Source organism: Lacticaseibacillus hulanensis (assembly GCF_004010095.1).
Classification (GTDB): domain Bacteria; phylum Bacillota; class Bacilli; order Lactobacillales; family Lactobacillaceae; genus Lacticaseibacillus; species Lacticaseibacillus hulanensis.
The window spans coordinates 1-23,168 of the sequence record NZ_RRYD01000021.1 but is presented as its reverse complement, the minus strand read 5'-3'; the positions used below and the strand labels follow the sequence as shown (position 1 = coordinate 23,168).

Here is a 23,168-nt window from a genome sequence, read left to right as displayed (position 1 = left end):
CTCGTTTGTATATTAAATTGGAATGTTAAATTTCCTGTGAGGATTCCCGGCAAGGTGGCCCATTTGGTCGAGTTGGCGGGGATTTTTGTAGTCGTTCGAGAAAACGCTATACATTATTTAATACCTTCTTGTAGCTTGCCATATTCTATTAGATAATTAGATTAAGAACACCATGTAGGGGGAACAAAATGGCAATCACCGAGTACGAAGATCAGATTCAAGAAATCGTAAGCAAACCGGACCATTCCGAGTTTATTTATGATTTTCTGGGCGTTTATGACATTCCTAGAGCAACCGTTACCAAGCTACGCAAAGGAATGAACAACCTAGCGAAAGAGGCGGGTGCGGTCTATCTGAAAAACAAGTTGTACTTCAGAGAAGGCACTGGCGATTTAATGCAAGACTATGCCGACTTGCAAGAACGGGTCGACGAGCTTGGTTCCAAGCCGCGTTATCTTCTGGTTACGGACTACCATCACTTGCTAGCCAAGGATACAAAGACTAACGAGACGCTCGATATCGAATTTGCGAAGTTGCCACAGTATTTTGACTTCTTTCTTGCATGGAATGGTATTGAAAAGGCTGATTTCGATAAGGAAAACCCTGCCGATGTCCGGGCGGCTGAACGGTTTGCAAAGCTATACGATGTCGTGGTTAAAGATAACCCGGATGCAACACGCAAAGGATTGAACCTATTTCTGATTCGTATTCTTTTCTGCCTGTTTGCCGAAGATACCAATATTTTTGAACATGACTTGTTCACTAATCGGGTTAAGCAGATGACTGCTGATGACGGTAGCAATTTTGACCAGTTCATCGGTAGTCTCTTTGGCGTGCTGGACTTTGAAAAGAGTCAGCGTTCGATGGATACTCCTAGTTGGTTGAATGACTTCCCGTATGTTGACGGCGACTTGTTCAAAGATCAGCATGAATCTTTACACTTTAGTGCCAAGTCTCGGAAGCTCATTATTGAAGCTGGGGAGCTGCTTAAGTGGGATCAGATTAACCCAGATATCCTTGGCTCGATGATTCAGGCGGTTGCCAGTGAAGATAGCCGTAGTCATCTTGGGATGCACTATACTTCCGTGCCGAACATCATGAAGGTTATCAAGCCACTGTTCTTGGATGGATTACGTGAAGACTTTGAAGCCGCCAAGGGTAACGAAAACAAGTTACAGCAGCTATATGACCGAATTGGAAAAATCAAGTTCATGGACCCGGCGTGTGGTTCTGGTAACTTCTTGATCATCACGTACAAGGAATTACGGCAGCTTGAAATTGACATTATTAAAGAATTGAATAGGATTCCGAATGTTCAAGTTTATTACCTTCCCTCAGTAACACTTGATCAGTTTTATGGTATTGAAATAGACGACTTTGCATGCGATGTTACAAGGCTATCGCTATGGATTGCCGAACATCAAATGAATCTAAAACTGCATCAACAGATTAGTGATGCCGTGCGGCCAACTCTGCCGTTACAGCATGCCGGTGCAATCATTTGCGAGAATTCACTAAAGATAAAATGGGATTACATACTTCCTCACGAACAAGGTGATGAAGTATATCTATTTGGTAATCCCCCGTATCTTGGATATTCACTGCAAAGCAAGGAGCAGAAGTCAGAGATAAAGAGCGTTTTTAAGAATATTCAAGGAAATGGTTTCTTGGATTATTGCTGTGCATGGATAAAGCTTGGAGGAGAATATATTTCTGGCACAAAGGCAAGATGTGCATTTGTGACGACGAATTCTGTTACGCAAGGAGTTCAAGTTTATCCGCTCTGGAGTTCCTTGTTAGAGAATTTACAGATTCAGTTTGCGTATCAATCATTTAAGTGGGAAAACAATGCAAAGCAAAATGCTGCTGTGATGGTAGTTGTAATTGGGCTATCAAGCAATGAATTTGTAGAGGCGAAAAAACTACTATATTCTGAAAGTATAGTTACTCAAGCAAGCAATATTACGCCGTATTTAGTTGAATCGCAGAGTCACGTGATTGTAAAACCGAGTTCGACAAACCTTTTCGATATGCCGGATATGTTGTATGGGAGTAAGGCTGTGGATGGTGGCGGTTTGCTTTTCTCAGAGGATGAGTACCAGAGCTTTATAAACCAATATCCGTGTCTTGCTTCATTATTTAAAAAGCATATAGGTGGGTCTGAATTTATTAAGAACACGCATCGATATGCGTTATGGTTGGATAATGAAGAGTACCAATCCGTAAAAAATAATCCGATTATATCTCAACGAATTTCAAAGGTTAGGGGGATACGCTTGGCCAGTAAAAAGAAAGCAACAAGAGACTTGGCCACGTCGCCATATTCATTTGCAGAGAATAGATATCAAGGAGAGAGTGGAGTAATTGTACCGAAAGTTTCATCTGCTACCAGACGATATATTCCTATGGGTTTTGTGGACAAGGACACGATTATTTCCGATTCTATGTTTGGGGTATTTGGAGCACCAATCTGGCTGTTAGGAGTTCTTGAATCTTCGATGCATACGCTTTGGGTTGACGTGGTCGGAGGAAGAATGAAGACGGATTATAATTATTCCGTCTCACTTGACTACAATACTTTTCCTGTTCCTCGGATTTCCGCAAGGCGAAAAATGGAAATAGAGGAAATTGTCTATCAGTTGTTAGATGCTCGGGAAGAAGAAGGTGGAAGCTTGGCTGAATTGTATGGGTCTCCGCTTGCCGATAAGAAGCCAAAGCCTATGAATCAAAGATTACTTAAGATTCATGAAAAATTGGATTCGGTAGTAGAACACGCATATAGGCAGGATGGGTTTAGGAATAGATCTCAACGACTGTCTGTACTTTTGCAAATGTACGAGGAGAAGGTGCAGAAACTTGGAGAATAAAAATGTAGTGGATGTTAGTTATCATCGAACTGGGAAAAGCACAAATACAGACGAGTTAGGCATGCGTGAGATGCAGGCACGTGTCTATCAACATCGTAGTTCACAGTACATCTTGGTCAAGGCGCCACCAGCTTCTGGTAAGTCACGGGCGCTGATGTTTGTTGCGCTTGATAAGTTGGCTAATCAAGGTGTTCGAAAGGTTATTGTTGCCGTACCTGAACGCTCAATCGGGAAGTCTTTCCAACATACAGAATTGGCTAAGTTTGGGTTTTATGAAGATTGGTCAGTAGATTCGCAGTATGACCTTACTCTAAACGGTGGGGATGCGGGTAAGGTTCAAAAATTCATTGATTTTATGAACGATGATACGGCCACCATTCTCATCTGTACGCACGCCACACTGCGTTTTGCATATGAGAAAGTCGACGATGATCACAAGTTCGACAAAGTAATGTTGGCGATTGATGAATTTCACCACGTTTCTTCTGAAGACAGTTCTGTCCTTGGCGGTGCGCTGAAGAACATTATGCACAACTCAACGGCGCATATTCTTGCAATGACGGGGTCTTATTTCCGTGGCGATTCATCGCCAATTCTAACGCCAGAAGATGAGCAACAGTTTGATAAGGTTAATTATACCTATTACGAACAACTGGACGGCTACAAATACTTGAAGTCATTTGGTATTGATTATAAGTTCTATCAAGGGTCGTATCTGACGGCTTTGGATAAGGCGGTAGATGTGTCTAAGAAGACCATTATTCATATTCCTAGTGTCAACTCAAGTGAATCAACCAAGGACAAATACAATGAGGTTGATGCTATATTTGATACGATTGGCACAATTGAGTCGCAGGACGATGAGACGGGGATATACGTGCTCAAGAGCCATGTGGATGGACGTTTATTGAAGGTTGCTGACCTAGTCAATGAAGAAGGCCGCGACAAGGTTCAAGAATACTTACGTAAGATGAAGCAGGCTGATCAGCTTGACATTCTAATAGCGTTAGGCATGGCCAAAGAAGGATTCGACTGGCCGTGGGCTGAACAGGCGTTGACTATTGGCTATCGCCGTTCATTAACGGAAATTGTGCAGATCATTGGTCGGGTTACGCGTGATAGCTCCAATAAGACGCATGCCCAGTTTACGAATATGATTGAACAACCGGATGCTAAAGACGGTGATGTGCAGTATGCGGTCAACTCAATTCTCAAGGCGATTACTGCCTCATTGTTGATGGAGCAAGTACTGGCTCCGGAGATTCACCTGAAAGCACGCAAGCATAAGGCAGATAAGTCTTCAGGTAATGGTGGTGATATCTTTGTCCGCGGATTGAAAGATCCATCAACCAAGGCGGTTCGGAGCATCATTGAGAATGACATGCCGGACCTGAAGGCGGCTATCCTGCAAGATAATGCGGTGAAGAATGGTATTGCGGCTAATGTAGACGCTGAGACGATGAACAAGGTACTGATTCCTAAAGTCATTATGACCCGCTACCCAGGGCTAAATAATGAGGAAGTCGAAGAAGTCCGTCAGTACGCGGTAGCAGACACTGTGCTGCGGCATGCTGTCGTGGATCAAACTACGGACAAGCACGGCAACACCAATGAATTTTTACGAATGGCTGATAAGTTCATCAACGTCGACGAGTTGGATATCAACTTAATTGATTCCATCAATCCGTTCCAGCGAGCATATGAAGTGCTGTCCCAGAATATTGACAGTGACGTTTTGCGGACAATTCAGCGTTCTATTGACGCTAAGAAGTTTGACTTCGATGAAGCTGAACTCGTCTACCTGTACAATCAGACTAAGCAATTCATCGCCGATAACGGTCGGGAACCAGATAAAGGAAGTCGCGACGAGCTTGAGGTAAAGATGGCGTATGCGCTTGCTAAATTAAGGGATATGCAGGCACGGAGGCAGCAGAATGGATAATCAAAGCTTGATTCGGTCGCTGGATGACATTTTTAATGATCCGGACGCAACGTCTTTGCTCGCTAGCAAACCCAAACATACTCCCGTAAGCTATGACCCCACGGTAGAAGGATTTCAAGAGATTACCGATTGGGTGATTGCTCATGACGGTAACGAGCCACAGAAGCTGCGAGATCCCTCACAGATGAAACAGCGCAAGTTGGCAAGTCGATTGAAAGGTATCCGTGAAGATCCAGAACGCCGGAATCTGTTAATGCCGTATGATACCGCAGGGTTGCTGACTGTTCATGAAGACGGTCCGGCGTTGAATGAAGTTGTGAAAAACGAAAAGCGGGATTTCTCATCGTTGGACGATATTCTTAGCGATGATTCCATTCTGTTTAAGAAAAGTGATCAGCAGGCTGCCGGTAGTAAGTTGTTCGATACCAAGAAGCTCAACGAAATTCAGCGTGAGCAAGAAAATCGTCCGGAAGTGATCTCTCAGCGTAAACCGATGAAGGAATTCAGTCAGTATGAGGCGATGTTCCACAAGGTTCAGGCTGAACTTGCTTCTGGTCAGCGGCAGCTTCGCCCGTTCAAGAATTACGAGTTGCTGAGCAAGCACTTCTACGTTCTTAAGGGACAGTTACTGTATATTGATGAGATTGGCGAAGAAGTTGAGCTTAATGACAATAGCAACCGGAAAACCGACGCAAGGATGCATGTAATCTACGATAACGGGACTGAAAACAACCCGACGCGAAATGGGCTTGCTTCATCTCTGTATGGGCGTCAAGGTAGGATTGTTACGGAAGTTGAGCACGGGATTGAACTGACCAGTGATGACCACGTGACGGGGTTCATATATATACTGGAATCTTTGAGCAACAACCCTCAGATTAAGCGAATACAAGCTGAGCATCCACTATACAAGGTTGGGTTTACAACTGGATCCGTGCAGGCGAGAATTGCCTACGCCGAGAATGAGTCAACTTATCTATATGGTCCAGTACGACTTGTCGGCGAAATCAAAGTGGTGAACTTGAAAGCGGAAGCGTTGGAAACTGCACTGCATCATGCTTTAGCAGAATACCAGTTAGATGTAGATATTACCGCAGCTAACGGACGAATTGTTAAGCCGCGTGAGTGGTTTGCTGTCGGTCTGAATACCATAGAGGAAGTCGTCAACGGTTTAATCACAAATCTTCAGAGCCTGTCTAGTACCTGAGGAAAAACACATGATAAATAATATTCGGAGATTTAGTCTAACGATTTCGTCTACGTGGATATTTGTGATTTCATATTATTTGAGGAAGCTGTTTGTTTTGCAGCGTGCAGATGTCTCATTCCTTTATCAGGTAATACTGAGTTATATAAAATTTCATCCTGTTCGTTTAGGAATACTAGTTTTTGGAACTGTGATTATGGTAGTGGTGCCCATTTGGATAACCAGGGCTTCCAAGGATGAACTGTTTGCAAAAGCAAAACTAATAGAGCTTGTTGACAATTCGTTTGTTCCCTCATACCTTGGATATTTCTTCGTTTCAATGAGCGTGGATAACTATGTGTCAATGTGGGCGTTTTATTGTCTTATATATATTTTTGTGTTTTGTTCTGGATCAGAGTATTTCAATCCAATGTTCTTATTTCTAAAATATCATTTTTATAAAGCTGAAAGTGAACAAGGCGTACAAACTATCATTATTCTGAAAAGCAATGAGGTTGTCCGAAAATCGTCTGAGTTGGATAATTTAAAGCTGCACAGAATCAATAATTTAACTTACATTGGGAGAAAATAATATGGCGCATACATTTATTGAAGCGAAGGAAAATATTTATACATTGCAAGGCGTGACTGAAAAGCTTTACGATCTTTACGACCACTCTGATGGTTGCTTTGAATACACACCCGATACTGCAATTAGCTCTAACCAAGTATACAAAATTTCAAATTTTTCAGAACACTCATTTTGTCTTGATATTTTGAAGCATGAATTAAGTACCACTGATTATAACGAATATAAAGCCGAGTATGACAAGCAAATATTGATAAATGTTGAAGGAGACATTTATTATTTCCAACGGATTACCACAGCATCGCTGAAGCCAAAACGATTTCTTCGAGTCTTACCAGATGGCAATATGTATGATTTTTCAGAGAAGGGTAGCACAATAACGATTTTTGACCATGCGGACGCAATATATTCAAAAGACACGGATGTATTATATTTTCTGAAGTTTGATAATATCAAGGCGATTTTTCCGGGAATCATTGCCTTATATCGTGATGCAACGAAGAGAGAAATTTCTGACTTTCTCAGTCAGGATTTTATCCAAACAGCAGAAGGGTTTAACGGCGATTCTGTTCAAGTTAACAATCGCAAGCGAATTGCTGCCCTAAGGGATAAGTATAATGCCTATAATAATAGCCAGAGAAATGACCTTAAAAAATACATTCAAGGGTATGATTTAGGATTGCGTTTCGAAGATGGAAAGTTCTTAATCAGCTCGGATGCGGATCTAAAAAAGTTGATATACGGTATCGATCAGCGTTACTACACAACACCTATTGATAATGAAAAAAGAATTGCCAATTCCGTAATTAATATTGGACGTGCAAAGTAACCTCATCTAGGTTCGAATACGAATAGTTGTACCGAAAGATGTCATCCGACTTTTCATGATGGCATCTTTTTTTGTCTTAATCTTGCTCGTGCTCAAATAATGTCCCACAAATATTGAATGCTGTAAAGAATGATGCGGACTCGCTAATTCAACGATTGGTGCTTGGGTAGATTGAGATGCATTGAATCTTCTGGATATGTATTGCGCCAAATTGTTTGCAACATTAAGATCCTGTTACAGTTCAACTTTCAGTTTCAAAACTCGTCCTACAAACCGTCTGTATATGTTGAGAGCGAAAGTTCTCACAGGCCTTCCGGAAGGGTCTTGCAACATACGCCGCCGTGCGCGGCGTGCAGCGCGAAAGCCGCTAGCGCGAGCGGCGGCGGTCGGCGTTAGCCGGCCGCCACGAGCCCCCGGTCTCTAATAGGGGGGCAAATATTAGAGACAAAATACACGTAAGTAGGACGAAAGCGCCGGTGGCAAGCCACTTTGCGTAAGCAGAAAGAAGGCTTTGCTGTCAGGTCGCTTCGAAAGGAGCTAACATGCTGAAAGATTTGAACTTAGTCGGCGGGATGACGAATACCGACTGGCTAAACCAGTTTCATGATGAGATGCGCACGCACAAGATCACTCAGGGCCAATTAGCGAAGACGGCTGATTACAGTCGATCGCATTTGAACCAGCTGCTGACGGGAAACAAGCCGATTAACCAACAAGCGCGGTTGCGATTGACGTTGGCACTGCGGTCGTTGACCGGCCAGAACAACGTTGACGTCTGTATTGATTACTTGGGCGTTACCTTCAAGTCGCACGACTATGAAGAACTGGTGACCGAACTGTTCCAGATTAACCTGAATCACTTTAATCTCAAAGAAGGGGCGCGATACGGGTACGCGGCGACCTTCAAATGTGGTGAAATCGATGTGTTGCTGTCGCCGTATCAAGATGTGAATGCAGACGGTTATGATCCAAGCGAAGACAGTGGCACAATGATTGAACTGAAGGGCCAAGGCTGCCGCTATGTTGAATCGTATTTGCGCCAGCAGAATCGCACCTGGTACGACTTCCTAGAGACGTGCATTGCGCTTGACGGTCATTTCACCCGAGTTGACCTCGCCATCAATGATCGCAATGGCTTGCTTGACGTACCAACCTTGATTGAGAAGTGTGACCGTGATGAATTCACCTCACGTTTTCATGGTTTCCGAGATAATCGCACCAAGCAGTGGAAGGTATCGGGCAGAACCTTGTATCTGGGGTCGCCGCAAAGTGAAGTGTACTTCTGTATTTACGACAAGGCTTTTGAGCAACACCAGAAGCACCCTGAGATTGCGATTGAAGATCAGCCGATACGGACACGCTTTGAAGTCCGGTTACGTCGCAAACGCGCCGCTGCGGCAATTAAGAATTTGTTGGCAGAGCATGATCCAGAGAAAGTTGTGTTCGGCATCATCAACCGCTACCTGCGTTTTTTGACGCCGAGTCACAAAGCGAAGAGTCAGTGGGCGACAGATCCGCGCTGGGATGCTTTCATCGGCAATTATCGCGACAAGCTGCGACTTTCTACCAATCCTGAACCATTGAGTTACGCGCACATTACCCGTTGGCTCAAGAAGCAGGTCGCGCCGTCGCTGAAGATGTTGCAGCTGATTGATCAGTACAATGGCACTACTGAGCTGAAGGCGATTATTGACGGCGGCAAGTTGACGCAACGCCACTGGGACTTGATTCACCACTATCAGCATCACCGCAACGGCGTTTTGACGGATTCAGAACCGAGTGAGACATCAAAAAAGAGCGACTATGCCGACCAAAGCAAGTAGTCACCCTTCACAGATAAGATTTGGGTCCTATCTGGTTTGATTATCTCACTTCAATCAATGAGAAGGAAGTGACGTAATTGGATAAGAGTTTTGTCTGCTATCAAGATCTGATGGCATTAGGTTTTAAGCAGCACACCGCGCGCAATATTATTAGACAAGCGAAGCAAAGGATGGTACAAAAGGGTTATCCCTTGTATCTCAACCGAAACTTAGGGCGCGTGCCGCGTTCTGTCGTTGAGTCCATTCTCGGGTCACCGATGAATGGAGCTGTTGAGAATGAGTAAAACCAAATATCCAGGCGTATTCATAGACGCCAAAGGTAACTTCTACTATGAAACCGAGTTGGGCACCGATAAGATGAGTGGCAAGCGCGTCCGCAAGAAAGGGCGGAAGGACAGTCAAGGAATGCCATTCAACACTGCGTTTGCGGCGAACAAGGAACTTACGCGGGTGAAGCGTGAATATCATGAGGCGCATGGGTTTACGAACTTTCGCATGACCTACCGCCAGTTCATGAAAGACGCGTATATCCCAGCGTACAAAACCGACGTGGAAGAAAGCACCTTCGCTGTCCGTAATCGCAGCTTTGATATCTGTATCGCCCGCTTTGGCGACCAGCTGTTGCGCGATATCGATATCACCGACGTGCAGAACTTCCGCACGTGGCTGCTCACGGATGAAAAAGACGGCGGTGCGGGCTACTCGCAAGGCTATGCTGGTTTGGTGTTCGGCTGCTTCCGCAAGTCCCTTGACCATGCGATGCAGATGCAGTACCTGTCCAGCAATGTGTCGAAGCGGGTCAAGGCGATTCCTAAGGCCAAAAGCAGCGTGCCGTTCTGGACGAAAGCTGAGTTTGAACAAGTCATCGCGCAAATCTGCATTGATGACATTTACGGTCACCTGAACTTCGTGATGTTGTGGCTGTACTTCCTGACTGGCGTGCGCGTCAACGAAGGCACGGCGCTGTGGTGGCGAGATGTTGATCTCGCCAAGAAGCAGCTACACGTTGACCACATGCTGGTGATGAAGAACCGGCATGACTGGGAGCGCCACGACTACACGAAGACAGACAGCGGCAAGCGCATCTTGACGCTTGATGATGACACCGTGGCAATTCTACGGCGCTGGCGCGAGGTGCAGCATAGTTTCGGTCTGGGTGGGGTAGATGATTTCGTCATGACCTACGATGGCTTGCCGATGACCAAGTCCACGATCTCGCGGATTATCCACCGCTACGCCAAGTTGGCGCAGGTGCACCCAGTCGAAGGCAAAGGGCTGCGCCACAGTCATGCGTCGTATCTCATCAATGAGTTCAACGTCTCCGTACTGGTGTTGTCCAAGCGCTTAGGCCATTCGTCACCTGAGATCACGCTGAAGCACTACTCGCACTTATGGGGCGGACTGGATGCAGATATCGCCGAACAGATTGCGGGTAACATCACGATCAAGACGGCGGGTCAGAATCAGGTGCGGTTCGTGGGGAATCAGGCGGTAAAGTACGATCAACTAAGCCCCGCCAAACTCCCCGCCAAAACAGCAGTTGAGGCATAGAAAGCTAGTGGTGGCGCGGGTTAGCGCCGCTGAAAATACGCTTGAGTGGGAGTAAATAGCAAAATTTAGTTAACCAAAAGCGATGTTTAGGGTGCTTTCGGGGAATGTGAAAGATATTATGAGAGGGGGCTAAGTTACTGTCCCTGCTATAAGTCCCGTTATGTTTGGTCCTTTTTAGGGCCAAATTAGCGGGGCTTTTTTGTCTTCCGAGGTATCCCAAAATTCTAATGTTAAGCCGGCTAATAAATGATATTCTATCGATATGGGCGATACGATTTGAATGAGTTGATGGGGCGAGAACATGAACGAAGAGAATCTAATTGATACAATTACAGATTGCATTTTGAAGAAGATGATCGATTCTAAGCGAAGCTTAATAGGTACGGCTGTCAAGGATATTAATGAACTAGACAAGCATGACGATAATTATGTTTATCTCTTCTTGAACGAAGAAATTTTTCCGGCCGTAATTGAACTGGCAGGTTATCGAATTTTGTTACGCAACATGTTAGACAACGGTATCATCGATCCACATAAGCTTGATGTTGGGACGCAGCTAATGTATTCACTCCCTAGGGACAACCGAATGCAAAGCGTCGTCTTTGCTGGACTTAGTACTGAAGACCTGCCTGAGGAAAGATGGCAGCTTAAGTCGATTAATACTCGAGGCGGAGAGCGTGGAGTGGTACGAACAATTTCTACTGCGGATTTTATTGCAAGAGTTTCAACGGCAAACAGTATCTCTACTCGGAGGATGATTGATTATCGCGAAAAATTTGCTGAACAGCTTGGCATCAAACAGTTTAGTCGGACGAGTGACAAGCAAATTATTATTTTGGCCGAAAGTTCTGTAATCAACGAAGTAACTAACTCTATGGTTGATTTAGGAGGTGCAAGCATAAATTTTGGTGCACTTTTCCAAGGCCGAATACTCAAGTCACAGGGCGAAATGGTTGATGATTTTAAAATATCAAGACATACTAGTAGAACCGCATATCCGTTCATTACTTATGCCACAAATATTGATGCACTCTGGGCGTATTTAAACGAATCAGCGTCAGATGTTGAACGTATCTATGTAATTGGCAGAAAATGGTGGGCTCCTCAACATCAAACGGCAATTGAGTGGCTGTTTTCGTATGCCAAAGCAAAGAAAATTTCTATAGATGTTGTTTCTACTGTTGCAAGCATGATGAATCGTGTTACCCTCAACCGGATTAGTAAGTCTTCCTCGATATATGCATGGTTTGAATCTCAGAACGTCTTAAGGACGAAGCTGAGTATTAATCCAATTGATGAAAGTAGAGAAGAGTTTGACGCGTGGAGAGATATTGTTGATTTTAGTTCGGAGTACCGTGAAGATTCCGAAGCGTTTGGTATAGTCAATTGGATTGGTGTTCTGCGAACAATTTATTTTTCCACTATTGATTCTGGAGACGATTCAGCATCAAAGTTGCTTGCTAGTATTCAGGACGCTATTTTTTATTCTCAGCTTGATCGAGAAGTGAAGGGTAATCTAAACGAGGCGCTTAATCATTCTCTAGATTCCAAATTTGCAATTCGACTAGACAATGAACTAAATAAAATTGGATACGGGCAGGATACCTTAATCCTTACGAGCCCCCGAACTGCCACGGTGACTGCTGGATATTTAAAGCGACGTGGCAAACGTGCAACAGTGCTAGGGTATAATGCAGAGATTAATCATCAACTCTATCACTCATTTTCAAAAATTGTACTAATTAATCCGACTGCAGTTCAAAGAAGACGATGGTTGTTTGCGGGTTTAGGTGGATTGCTAATTTGTCTCTATCCGGAATCGTTTCTACCTTTTTCGTTGCGTTCAATGCAAACTGATCTTGCCTTTGCAAATACGATATCTGACAGTGATTTTATCAATGATGGTGGTATTGATGAGATTATTCCATCTATACGGAAGGCCATTACAGAGACCAAACAAGAAAAGAATAAAGTTCAAGACAAAGTCGAAGATATTGATGAGCAAAGCATGTATGGATTTGAAGATGATGAGTTCGAAGATGGTGAATTAGACCAATTGATTTCAAAAAGGTTACCTACGGGTCGGCAAATACTTTCTGATAATCAACTAGAACAGAATCGGATTGTGACTGTAACATCTCTGCTGCGATTTGAGCAGAATAAGTCAGCTATACTGCTGGGCACACCAAATGGAAGAGTTATCCGACGAAAAAACGATGCTTTTGAGTTGGCAAGGATAGACTGTGTACATGTTGGGGACGTTATTGCATATGTAAAACTGGAAGACTGCGTTGAGAGTTATCGGAAGACATTCTTAAAAATATCGGATAGTGAAACAGAGCTGAATTATAATCTAGACATAAATTTGAATCAGAAGCTAGACTTTTATTGGAAAAGGCAATTTATAAATTATGTAGAAAAACACAAGCTTTCTCCTTCTGATTTACAAAAGCAATTTTCAGCGCTGGGATATCAACGATCTGTTGGATTTTTTCAAGCATGGTCTTCACCCCACCGATTGAATTTTGTTCCAAGGGATATTAAGTTTATTGAAAAAATCGGTGAACTGACAGGACATTCAGAATTTTCTCATTATTCTCGAAAATATTACAAAGCTAGTCAGACGGTTCGAGAACAGTTTCAGGTAGAGCGTCAATCTCAACTTGAGCGATTAGAGTATGAAGATATTGATAGCATTGATTATCCAGTTAGTTTTTTGACTGTTTCCGACGTTGAATCTGTGCATTCCGATGTTAATCGGTCGCAGACGAACCGTATATTAGAAAAACCTGAAGAGGAGTTGAGATGATGAGTTCAAAAGTTTCACGTACTAGACAATCTATTGTTCGTAATAAGTATTTAGATGGTGTGCTTCAAGAAATTATTGGTCCTGGGTCTGAAATGATTTCAAGAGATGCTGAACATGAAGTTATTAGTGAGCCTCCGCGTACTCGTTATGTAACGGGGATTTTATTTCACAATAGAGATAAGTCCGACGCTCAAAATGATAATCAAACCGATATAGGCAGCGGCCAGGATGATTTTGATCCCGAATCAGATCCAATAGTGGTGGACAACGGGTTTAATCCTACATCTATTGGTTTGTCGTTCTACTGCAATGAGGTTAACCAAATACGAGTGATAGTTAAAGCAGCAAAGTACGAAAGGATTATCAATCCCAAAATTGATTTACCTGACAATCTGATGTCAGCATTCAAAGAGAGGATTCATGCGAACGGATTGTCTGACGTCGTTGAGATAGACGAGGAAAATAATAATTTTTCTTATAAAAAGCGATTTGAAACGTCACCATCAGAACTAGAGGAAGGTTTAGACCGTTTCCTAAAAAATACTGAAAAAAAGCTAGGTCAACGTCCCGATTTCGAAGCTGATCCAGTTTATTTTTATCTGTCACATCTTCGAGAAATCAATCGTGTCGAAAATAAGTCTGAAAACAAGACACATGCTTGTTTTCAACGTTTTCCTATTTCGACAACAGTAATAGTTGATTTAACAAAGTCCACAAGCCATGTTGAAGTATTGTTTGATGGGGAACCTACTGGATTAAGGTTATTCGCCAAGGTCATTCGGCCTAATCTTTCCGGTGTGATTGCGCCGACCATCGTGTTACAAAATAATTCGAATCATGAGTATTACCAGTGTGAGTTGAGTGTGGAAGCAAATAGACAGTTTAGATTTATTGCGTCTGAGGATGTCAGCTTACCTGATATTGATAACCTTCAAGAAGAGGATGCAAAGCTCCTGTTTGCTTATCAAAACCGCAAAACCTATGCCTTTGGGCATGGCGTTTCAGCCACTTGGGAACCCTTAAATATCGTCGATTCAGACGAAGGGCCAGCAGTAATCCGGACTAGTTATGTGCCTTGCTTTGATCTTACGCCAATGAAATTTACCATAGATGGTATCGATGATGATATACTGCGTCCGGACTCATACCTTAAAGAGGTAGCAAAAAGTGATCAACTAACGAGATTAAGGATGTTTGTCACAAAATATCGGAAATGGATTGATGAAAGAGAAATAGAGGCAAAACTATACACCCATAGAAAACGCAGATTTGAAGACTTCGCAAAGGATAATCTGACAAAATGTAGGGCTTGTGCATCACGGATGGAAAATGCCATCGAGGAAATGGAAGATAATCCGCTTTTGCTGAAGGCCTTTGATTTAGCAAATGAAGCGATTTTACTTCAGCGAATTCAGGACCGCACAGAAAAAACTCAATGCTATCAAAACCGCAATTATCAATCAATCCAGGATAATAAAAGCCGATTTTTGTGGCGGCCTTTTCAACTTGCCTTTATTCTTACGACGCTGACATCCATTGTGAATCCAACTGATCCTAATCGTTCGGATCTTGATTTGATTTGGGTGGCAACAGGTGGTGGTAAGACTGAAGCATATTTATTTGCGATTGCCGTTTCGGTGTTATACCAAAGATTAAATGATTCTGAGGCGTTCGGTGTCAACGTAATTATGCGTTACACGTTGCGGTTACTAACTGCACAACAATTTGATCGGGCATGTGCTCTTATATGTGCTCTTGAATATATGCGGACACACACACAAGGTATTAGATTAGGAACTCATCCGATATCAATTGGCCTGTGGGTGGGTAAAGATTCAACTCCAAATGATGTTAATGATGTTAAAGATAAATTTTCTAAAATGAGAACTGAACACGGCCCAAATGTTTTTCAGGTACTTAGATGTCCGTGGTGTCACAAGGAAGATAGCTTAGTGCCAGCAGATAATGATAGGGAAAATTCTACGAAGTGGGGCTATTATCCGTCAGTAAATGCAAGATTGCATTATGATATGTGCTGCTTAAACCCAGATTGTGAGTTTAAGCAATCCCTGCCCGTATACGTTGTAGATACGACAATTTATGCTGAGCAGCCTACATTGTTGTTTGGGACCGTTGATAAATTTGCACAGGTGCCAATTAATGACAAAACAGGTGCATTCTTTCATGCTATAAGTGATGATGGCTTGAAAACCTACACACCCCAGCTTGTGATACAAGATGAGTTACACCTTATTTCAGGACCACTAGGGAGTATTGTTGGCTTATATGAGGCAGGATTTGATTATGTCATGGCAAGTGAAGGAATTCAGCCTAAGTATCTGGCATCAACAGCTACTATTAGAAATTCCAGAGACCAGATAAGCAATCTGTATGGACGAGGCGTCATTCAATTTCCTCCGGATGGACTACTGGCAGACGATTCGTTTTTTGTAACTCCAGATGTCCGTGAGGCTAATGAGCCTAACCTTGGTAGACGATATGTGGGAATTATGGGCTCAGGAAAATCACAAGTAACAACTGAGGTTCGAGTGTTTGCGTCAATGTTGTCGACAATTGCTTATCTTGATATTCCGGATGCTGAAAAAGAATTGTTTTGGACGTGTGTGGGATATTTTAATAGCATTCGTGAACTCGGTAAGGCGTCTTCTTTAATAGTTGATGATGTTCAAGACGAAATTCGACGGATTGCCCGACGGAGGGGACGGTCTATTCGCTGGATTTCAAATAATGTTGAACTGACTTCAAGAATTTCAAGTAATAAGATTTCACAGACGCTCGATGAGCTATCAATAACTTATGAGGATAAAAATCGGGTCGTTGATACAGTCATTGCTACAAATATGTTGTCAGTTGGGATTGACATTGCTCGGTTAAATACGATGTTGGTGGTGGGTCAGCCCAAACTGACGTCAGAGTATATTCAAGCAACCAGTCGCGTGGGTAGAAATACGCTTGGTGTAGTATTTACGTTGTACAACTCAGTTCGTAGTCGCGATCGATCACACTACGAGTCATTCACGGGGTATCATCAGTCAATGTATCGTTATGTTGAGCCAAGCAGTGTGACACCATTTTCGCAACCAGCTTTGAAAAAAGCTCTTGCAGCAGCGTTAGTGACGATGTTGCGATATACCGTGCCTGATATGGAAGGTGACGACGGAGCTGTGAAGATACTTGACCATTTGGATGAGGTTAACAAGGTATCGGAAGTGATGCTCGCAAGAATCCGTTTGAATGATCCGAATCATTTGTATGCAACGAGGGCTCGATACTTGCTCAATGAATTTATTAGTCAATGGACTGAGCAGGCAAATGATGTCCGCGAACTCGGTGTCGATAAGCTGTTCTATTACCGTCGTCGTAGAGCGGAACCAAATACTCAATATCTGTTGGTTCCGTACGATAATACAATTACAGATGGAGAGACTCCGGTTATGAATACAATGAGAGATATTGAAGATGTGACCAATTTACAAGTGAAAGGGAATGTTGGCGATGATTCAAAATAATAGGCGAAATGGTAAATTTCACCGGGAAGGACGCTATGTACGTAGCGAAGAAAATCAAATTCGCCGTTCACAACTCATTACTCCTTTTGGTACCGGTGCGCTAACGGATATTAAAAATCGCTCCGTAATGGTTGCCGACTCAGATTTTTGGGACGCTGAGACAGTTGACGCAAATTCTTTTTATGACAATCGGTTACAACAAGCGATGCATGCAGAGGGTTTTATAGAACCTCCTGCAGGGACACAGCAGGATACTGTTTCAGTTAAAACATTTCCATCATGGTATTTTTCTCCAAAGACACGTGAGCTGAGGTCGATTTGGTCTTGGGAACGTCTGCTACCAGGGACGAACACAAGCGACCGATTACACCAGCAGTTCGAACGAGAACCATTTCATTTGTGGCTTAATGAAAAAACTAGTAAAAGAGTACACATCGATTTAATACCAGTAAGAATCGTTTGTGCTTGTGCTAATGGTCACGTCCAGGATTTTCCGTGGTATGAATGGGCACACTCCTCTGGGAGTGTCAAAAAAGATGTGACAAAGCATGTGCTTATGCTTAAAAACATTGGCGGATCTGGTACGATTGGAGATATGTGGGTTAGTTGTTGTTGCGGAAAGAGTCGTTCTTTACGAGGCATTTTTAGCGATTTTGCGGGCGATACTCTAAAAAAGATTGGGGTTACGTGCCGTGGACAATTTGGCTGGGAGCAAAAAAATATCAGTCACTCCTGTAATGCTTTAATTAAACCGATGATGCGTAATTCAAACAGCTTATACTTTCCAAATGTCGAAAAATCGGTAAATATACCGTTGAAGGAAAATGCCACGCTTGAACAAATTCAATCGACGGCTGGATTCCTTGAGTTGGAAAATGCCTTATCTCAGTATAGTGATGTTTCTGCTCGTAGAAAGGCACTTTATGAACCATGGTCCCGTTCGGCGTTATTAAAGATTTCCTCAAACATATACGGTTCCGATGAGAGCGAGGAACATCTTGAAGCAATACGAAGCAGAATAGTGGACTATCAAGGATTTCATGATAGCGGAGAAAGTATTAGCGAAACTGATTATCGACGTGAGGAGTATGCTGTGTTGATGGGGGAGAAGGAATACCGTGAAGACACGGATCGATTTGATATGCGCTCAATTGGTACTGATGAATTCCCCAATAACATCAAAACAGCCGCGTTATTTGATAGGATTACGTTAGTTAATCAGCTTGAAGTCGTTAGTATTCTAAAAAGTTTTAGTAGGATTCGGCCGATTGAGTCACAGTGGATGATTGATCAAGAAGGTTCAGAACGGTCCGAAGAAGGTAAGGGTCAAAAAGCAGCAATCAAAGAAGTGTCTTTGAAGCGTACAGACGGGCGTTATGTTGGCCTTCGAAATCGAGGCGAAGGAATTTTTGTTTCTTTAGACAAACACAATATTTCCGAATGGCGAAAAAGAATCAAAAAAACTAATTTCGAAAATAGGATTATTCGTAAGATTAGCAAGGTGTCATCAGATTATGAGCAAGAGTATATCGACCCAGCCTACTATCTGATTCACACTTTGAGCCATTTGGTAATTCGAGAGCTCAGTTTTGCAAGCGGCTATTCCTCATCTGCATTGCAAGAACGAATTTACTATTCAGATGGTAATGACGATGAACAGATGTGTGGGTTTTTGATCTATACATCAAGCTCAGACTCTGAAGGAACACTGGGCGGTTTAGTGCGGCAAGGCTTACCTTCAAATTTTTTTGAGATGCTTAAAGGCGCGATTGAAAAAGCACGCTGGTGTAGTTTTGATCCTACGTGTATTGAAAGCAATGGTCAGGGTAGAAATTCGCTGAACTTAGCCGCTTGCCATGCATGTGCACTGGTTTCAGAAACTAGCTGTGAGCGTATGAACTTGTTCCTTGATCGTGGTGTACTTATTGGAACCTTGGAACATCCAGAATATGGCTTTTTTTCCGAAACACTTTAAGACAAATGAAAAAGAAGTTCAGACTGTCATGATTCATGTCAGTCGATGAACTTCTTTTTTTGTTGTGCAATAATTTGGCCAAACTGTTTTGCTAAATGTGGCGGGACCGCGTTACCTATCTGTTTAAACGCATCTGTGCGCGAACGCATAAATACAAAATCGTCAGGGAACGTTTGAATTCTAGCTGCTTCTCGAACTGTAATTGAACGATTTTGGCGCGCATCGGGATGAATATAATAGTGACCATCTTTTGCAATATGAGCAACCACAGTTTGACTGATACCGTCGAATGGAATGGCCTTAAACCGGTCCGTAAAGCCCTCTGGATGTTGTGTTCTTAAACTAACTGGAAGATCAGGATAACTCAGTATTTTCCCTTTTTGTCTGAGTTTTGCTGCAATTTTATAAATTTCAAGATCTCTTGGGTTATTTGGACGTGAAACGTTCCACGTCAAAGGGACATTTTCTGAGCGTAGGTATTGTTTAACGTATTCGCTAGGTGATTGTGTGTTATAGTAATTCGCGGTTTCGCCAGCCGCTATGGTTGGTAAATCCCGAAACAACTCACGAATGCTTGGAGCTTGTTGCGTTTGTAAGTGTTCAAATAGTTCAATCGATTTTAGTCCTTCACGGTAACCAAAGAGGAATAGGCGCCGCCGGGACTGAGGAACGCCATAGTCAGAGGCGTTCAATAGTTTCCACTTAACGATGTATGAAGGTGTCATTGACTGAAAATCATTAAGGATTTTGTTAAACAATAATTCATTGTTGATGTCCTTAAACGAGAGAAGCCCCCTGACGTTTTCAAATAGGAAAAAATCAGGCTGATATTTTTCCAGAAAATTGATGTAATACTTGTAAAGATAGATACGCTCGTCAGTGGCTTTTTTTGACTCATTACGTTTTCTGCCAACAGTTGAATACGCTTGGCATGGTGGTCCGCCAATTACTCCATGAACTTTACGCCCAGCCAGCTTCTGATCAATTTGTGACATTATTTCTGGAAGCGTGATAGCACCGATTGCTTCGTTGATTACAGACGAGGTGAGCTCAGATTGAACAGATTTTTTTAATTCGGTGAAGGAAAGATTATTATGCATGAAATCTAGATAAAGATTAATATTACCAGACTTTTTTAAATAATAGTAAATATCCCGCAGCTCTAACGTTTGACTTGCAGCAGAATCCATTTCTACGTGTGCGATTATATTAAAATCAGGCGAGCGAAATCCCTCTGTAAGCCCTCCTGCACCCGAAAACAGATCAATAATGTTAAGCATGTTCTCACCTCTACGGAATTATACCAAATTTTAGAAGAGCTTACATCCACGATTGATGAGGCTTTTCGAATGATGGAACCTTCTGCTGATACTGGTTTGTGGAGTGGCTTATGATTTTTCACCATTATTAAGCATATTGTCAATTGATTTAGCTTTAACACGAAATTTTTTATACTCTATTTCAATCGAAAACAGTACGAGACAATGAATATTGGTCGCTTAAATTGTATCATTACTCATTTTAGTGCATAACTTTAAATTGATTACATAAAGACTTTTAACAGTAAATGATTAAGAATGTTTTGATCGTCTTTAACTTGAAATATGTCTAAACGACTAGACTTTTTAATCATACATATAATTTAGTGATTTTTCACTCGCAATTTCCTATTGAGGTAAATTAGCCTAATATACTATATGCATAATCAACTATTAACAATATAATGCTTTTATGACCATAAATATATTTATGGAAAATGTTGCTTACAAATGGGAGTCAGTATGAATGAGAAAGAGCTGCAAAAAGCAGACCTAGTTCCAAATGTAGTTTATCAGAATGACAAGAAGAGCCCTAACACGCTCAGCGCGCTCCTTAAGACAAGGGATGCATACTGCTCTTCACCAGTTCAAGGCGGGTTCCGTATGCTTAGAGTTGAAGGCAATTCGAAAAGGCATGCTTTTCTCGCACTAGTCGTTAGCCAAGACGTCAGAAAGCCTGCTTCTTGGAATGACACAATCAATGGTGGCATTTTAACGTATGATGGAGATAACGATACCCCTAATACCGATGTTAAGTTCACTAAAGGCAACAAATATTTGGACAAGATTTTTGCTGACGACCGTTTGGAATCTGTCGATGTCTATCCGATTATGTTTTTTAAATCTACTAGTAAAAGAGAAATTGAGTTTGTCGGTCTCTGTTTTCCGCTAGTTAATGGACTAGAAAAATCTGAAAAGGACGGTGTCCACAATTTTCGGGCGAATTTCTATATTGATCAAAAAACCGTCGTGACAAAAGCATGGCTTACAGACCTAAAAGAAGGTAGATGGAAGTCTAGCCCTCATGCTCCTCAGTCGTGGACTGACTATATCTGTGACGAAATGCCTGAGATTTGGGATGCTGATCACGCTATGGTTGAACCAAGAACGGTCTTGACCCGTACGACCCAAATTGTTTTTCGAAGAGGGCTTCTGCAAACTCAAAAGTCCTGTCTCATTTGTCAAATAACCGATGAGCGACTACTTATTGCCAGTCACATCAAGCGATGGGTGGACAGTAAAGACAGAGAGAAGGTTGACCCACATAACGGACTAATCCTGTGTGCGCTTCATGATCGTTTGTTTGACAGACTGTTAATAACCTTTAGCAGTACTGGCGACCTTATAGTTTCCAAATCTTTAAGCCGTACTACGGTGGAACAAGCTGGTCTAATTGCTGGCAAGCACTACCCTGGGCTTGAACCGTTTCAGCATTATCTTCGTATTCATAGGAAGCGATTTGACACTAATGAAAGGCTTTGAAATTAATTGGTAGTCATAGTATTCAGTGACAATAAAACGGTTACTGTGACAGACACTTTGCGGTAGATTTGGAAAAATGTAAGATTGAGGTTAGCTACTTTACTTTGGTTTAATGACGGCCGGTTTGGCTGTTTACCAATTTTCTATCACCACTAGTAGAAGTGCTGTCAGATAAAATATTGGTGACTTGATTGAAACAAGCTTGTGGAATACAATTGTATGCGAACAAACGTTCTATAATCTAATTTCTGCTGAAAAGAGGTTGTTACAATGAAGCCAATAGTTAACCACCAAGCGTTCATAGCCGGGAATTCCAGTGATGGAACAACCTGGATTGACTCTACACCAGGGGTTTTGAGCTACGAAGATTATATTTCAATTTTTTGGATGCTTGTCGACGATATGAAAGAAGACCTTGGACGGCACCTTGACAAAAAAGAGTTTGAGGCTGATATGGAGGATATTGTTCGAAGCGTGACTAAGAAAGCTAAACATCCACGCGCGCCAATTAATCCCGAATCAATTGCGGTCCCGGAATTGCGCCTTAAAGAAATTCAGTCAGACACTAAAAAGACTTTGAAAATAGATCTTAGTGAAATTCGGAAAGTACAGATGTATGATGATTATTTTGTCATAATGACGGACGATGGATTTACTAGCTTCACGCCGCGTGTGATGTTTCAGGCCTTAGTTAACATGACCTCTAAGGACGAAGCAATTATGGCCATGAATAATCGTCATATTCAATATATTCTGTTTGCCTATGAAAAAACTACTGCTTCTGTCCAAAAAATCCTCGAGTATTCCATGGATAATAATTTATTGGAGGATAACCGTAGAACGCAGGAGGAAACTGTAAAACAGCAGGAAGACTTCGTGAAAAGTTTATTCAGTAAGACAAAACACAGAAAACAGGATAATGTTGTTCATTTTCCTAATTCAGACACTGATAAATGATTTTTATGGGCTAGTTATGGCTCACGCTGACAGTACGCCTATCGAATTGATTAAATAAACGTTGTAAACCCAAAGTGGCAAAATTTTGACTGCGGAAACTAGGTAAACTTCTTCAGTTCAATCTGATGCGGAGCCAGAGGGTACGTAGTGTTATAGACATGTGGGACTTCATTTTGTCTTGGCCATTGAAGTGCTTAAACGTAAATGTAATTGATTCAAAAAACCGCCATAATGCACTAGGCCCTGTCAAGTTGACAGATGAAATATTATAAAATTGAATCTGTCTCTAAGCGGCTTCATTCCAGTATT

Annotated in this window: 14 protein-coding genes; 13 read left to right on the top strand and 1 reads right to left on the bottom strand. The window is 42.3% G+C overall.

The window, feature by feature from the left end; genetic code table 11:
• Positions 1–188: 188 nt before the first annotated feature.
• The 11 genes from EKN00_RS06660 (at position 189) to drmB (ending at position 19,101) form a co-directional block, all read left to right on the top strand.
• Positions 189–2,867, top strand: coding sequence for a DNA methyltransferase (locus EKN00_RS06660; RefSeq protein ID WP_003606596.1), 2,679 nt, complete (start codon positions 189–191; stop codon positions 2,865–2,867).
• A complete protein-coding gene (locus EKN00_RS06655; RefSeq protein WP_016365046.1) occupies positions 2,857–4,809 on the top strand; it encodes a DEAD/DEAH box helicase in 1,953 nt (650 codons plus the stop codon). Before EKN00_RS06660 ends, EKN00_RS06655 begins: the two co-directional genes overlap by 11 nt.
• Positions 4,802–6,016 carry a GIY-YIG nuclease family protein gene (locus tag EKN00_RS06650; RefSeq protein WP_003606592.1) on the top strand — a complete coding sequence of 405 codons (1,215 nt, stop codon included), beginning with the start codon at positions 4,802–4,804 and terminating at the stop codon, positions 6,014–6,016. The genes EKN00_RS06655 and EKN00_RS06650 overlap by 8 nt, the downstream gene beginning before the upstream one ends.
• A gap of 97 nt (positions 6,017–6,113) precedes the next feature.
• Positions 6,114–6,587 carry a hypothetical protein gene (locus EKN00_RS06645; protein ID WP_016365045.1) on the top strand — a complete coding sequence of 158 codons (474 nt, stop codon included), beginning with the start codon at positions 6,114–6,116 and terminating at the stop codon, positions 6,585–6,587.
• A 1-nt stretch (position 6,588) separates the two neighbouring features.
• Positions 6,589–7,413, top strand: a complete 825-nt coding sequence (locus EKN00_RS06640) for a hypothetical protein (protein WP_049181995.1) — start codon at positions 6,589–6,591, stop codon at positions 7,411–7,413.
• Positions 7,414–7,955: 542 nt separating this feature from the next.
• Entirely contained in the window at positions 7,956–9,236 is a 1,281-nt protein-coding gene (locus EKN00_RS06635) for a replication initiation factor domain-containing protein (RefSeq protein WP_033572651.1), read from the top strand.
• A gap of 77 nt (positions 9,237–9,313) precedes the next feature.
• Positions 9,314–9,520 carry a DUF3173 domain-containing protein gene (locus tag EKN00_RS06630; RefSeq protein WP_033572650.1) on the top strand — a complete coding sequence of 69 codons (207 nt, stop codon included), beginning with the start codon at positions 9,314–9,316 and terminating at the stop codon, positions 9,518–9,520.
• Positions 9,513–10,787 (top strand): tyrosine-type recombinase/integrase, encoded by a 1,275-nt coding sequence (locus tag EKN00_RS06625; protein ID WP_127849356.1) that lies wholly within the window; start codon positions 9,513–9,515, stop codon positions 10,785–10,787. Before EKN00_RS06630 ends, EKN00_RS06625 begins: the two co-directional genes overlap by 8 nt.
• Before the next feature lie 301 nt (positions 10,788–11,088).
• Positions 11,089–13,596 carry a hypothetical protein gene (locus EKN00_RS06620; RefSeq protein ID WP_127849355.1) on the top strand — a complete coding sequence of 836 codons (2,508 nt, stop codon included), beginning with the start codon at positions 11,089–11,091 and terminating at the stop codon, positions 13,594–13,596.
• Positions 13,593–17,126 carry a helicase-related protein gene (locus EKN00_RS06615; RefSeq protein WP_241559469.1) on the top strand — a complete coding sequence of 1,178 codons (3,534 nt, stop codon included), beginning with the start codon at positions 13,593–13,595 and terminating at the stop codon, positions 17,124–17,126. The genes EKN00_RS06620 and EKN00_RS06615 overlap by 4 nt, the downstream gene beginning before the upstream one ends.
• A complete protein-coding gene (drmB, locus tag EKN00_RS06610) occupies positions 17,113–19,101 on the top strand; it encodes a DUF1998 domain-containing protein (RefSeq protein ID WP_164848057.1) in 1,989 nt (662 codons plus the stop codon). The genes EKN00_RS06615 and drmB overlap by 14 nt, the downstream gene beginning before the upstream one ends.
• A 38-nt stretch (positions 19,102–19,139) precedes the next feature.
• Here drmB and EKN00_RS06605 read toward each other — a convergent pair whose 3' ends face one another.
• Positions 19,140–20,381, bottom strand: a complete 1,242-nt coding sequence (locus tag EKN00_RS06605; RefSeq protein WP_127849353.1) for a DNA cytosine methyltransferase — start codon at positions 20,379–20,381, stop codon at positions 19,140–19,142.
• A 501-nt stretch (positions 20,382–20,882) separates the two neighbouring features.
• On the opposite strand from EKN00_RS06605, the gene EKN00_RS06600 reads away from it, so the two are divergent.
• Entirely contained in the window at positions 20,883–21,902 is a 1,020-nt protein-coding gene (locus EKN00_RS06600) for an HNH endonuclease (RefSeq protein WP_164848056.1), read from the top strand.
• Between the two features lie 270 nt (positions 21,903–22,172).
• Positions 22,173–22,859, top strand: a complete 687-nt coding sequence (locus tag EKN00_RS06595) for a hypothetical protein (protein WP_127849351.1) — start codon at positions 22,173–22,175, stop codon at positions 22,857–22,859.
• The last annotated feature ends 309 nt before the right edge of the window (positions 22,860–23,168 follow it).

Bases quoted from the DNA above. Each gene is read 5' to 3' on its own strand.
- EKN00_RS06595 (WP_127849351.1), top strand. From the start codon at position 22,173: ATGAAGCCAATAGTTAACCACCAAGCGTTCATAGCCGGGAATTCCAGT.
- EKN00_RS06615 (WP_241559469.1), top strand. From the start codon at position 13,593: ATGATGAGTTCAAAAGTTTCACGTACTAGACAATCTATTGTTCGTAAT.
- EKN00_RS06650 (WP_003606592.1), top strand. From the start codon at position 4,802: ATGGATAATCAAAGCTTGATTCGGTCGCTGGATGACATTTTTAATGAT.
- EKN00_RS06625 (WP_127849356.1), top strand. From the start codon at position 9,513: ATGAGTAAAACCAAATATCCAGGCGTATTCATAGACGCCAAAGGTAAC.
- EKN00_RS06605 (WP_127849353.1), bottom strand. From the start codon at position 20,381: ATGCTTAACATTATTGATCTGTTTTCGGGTGCAGGAGGGCTTACAGAG.
- EKN00_RS06635 (WP_033572651.1), top strand. From the start codon at position 7,956: ATGCTGAAAGATTTGAACTTAGTCGGCGGGATGACGAATACCGACTGG.
- EKN00_RS06620 (WP_127849355.1), top strand. From the start codon at position 11,089: ATGAACGAAGAGAATCTAATTGATACAATTACAGATTGCATTTTGAAG.
- EKN00_RS06600 (WP_164848056.1), top strand. From the start codon at position 20,883: ATGAATGAGAAAGAGCTGCAAAAAGCAGACCTAGTTCCAAATGTAGTT.
- drmB (WP_164848057.1), top strand. From the start codon at position 17,113: ATGATTCAAAATAATAGGCGAAATGGTAAATTTCACCGGGAAGGACGC.
- EKN00_RS06640 (WP_049181995.1), top strand. From the start codon at position 6,589: ATGGCGCATACATTTATTGAAGCGAAGGAAAATATTTATACATTGCAA.
- EKN00_RS06660 (WP_003606596.1), top strand. From the start codon at position 189: ATGGCAATCACCGAGTACGAAGATCAGATTCAAGAAATCGTAAGCAAA.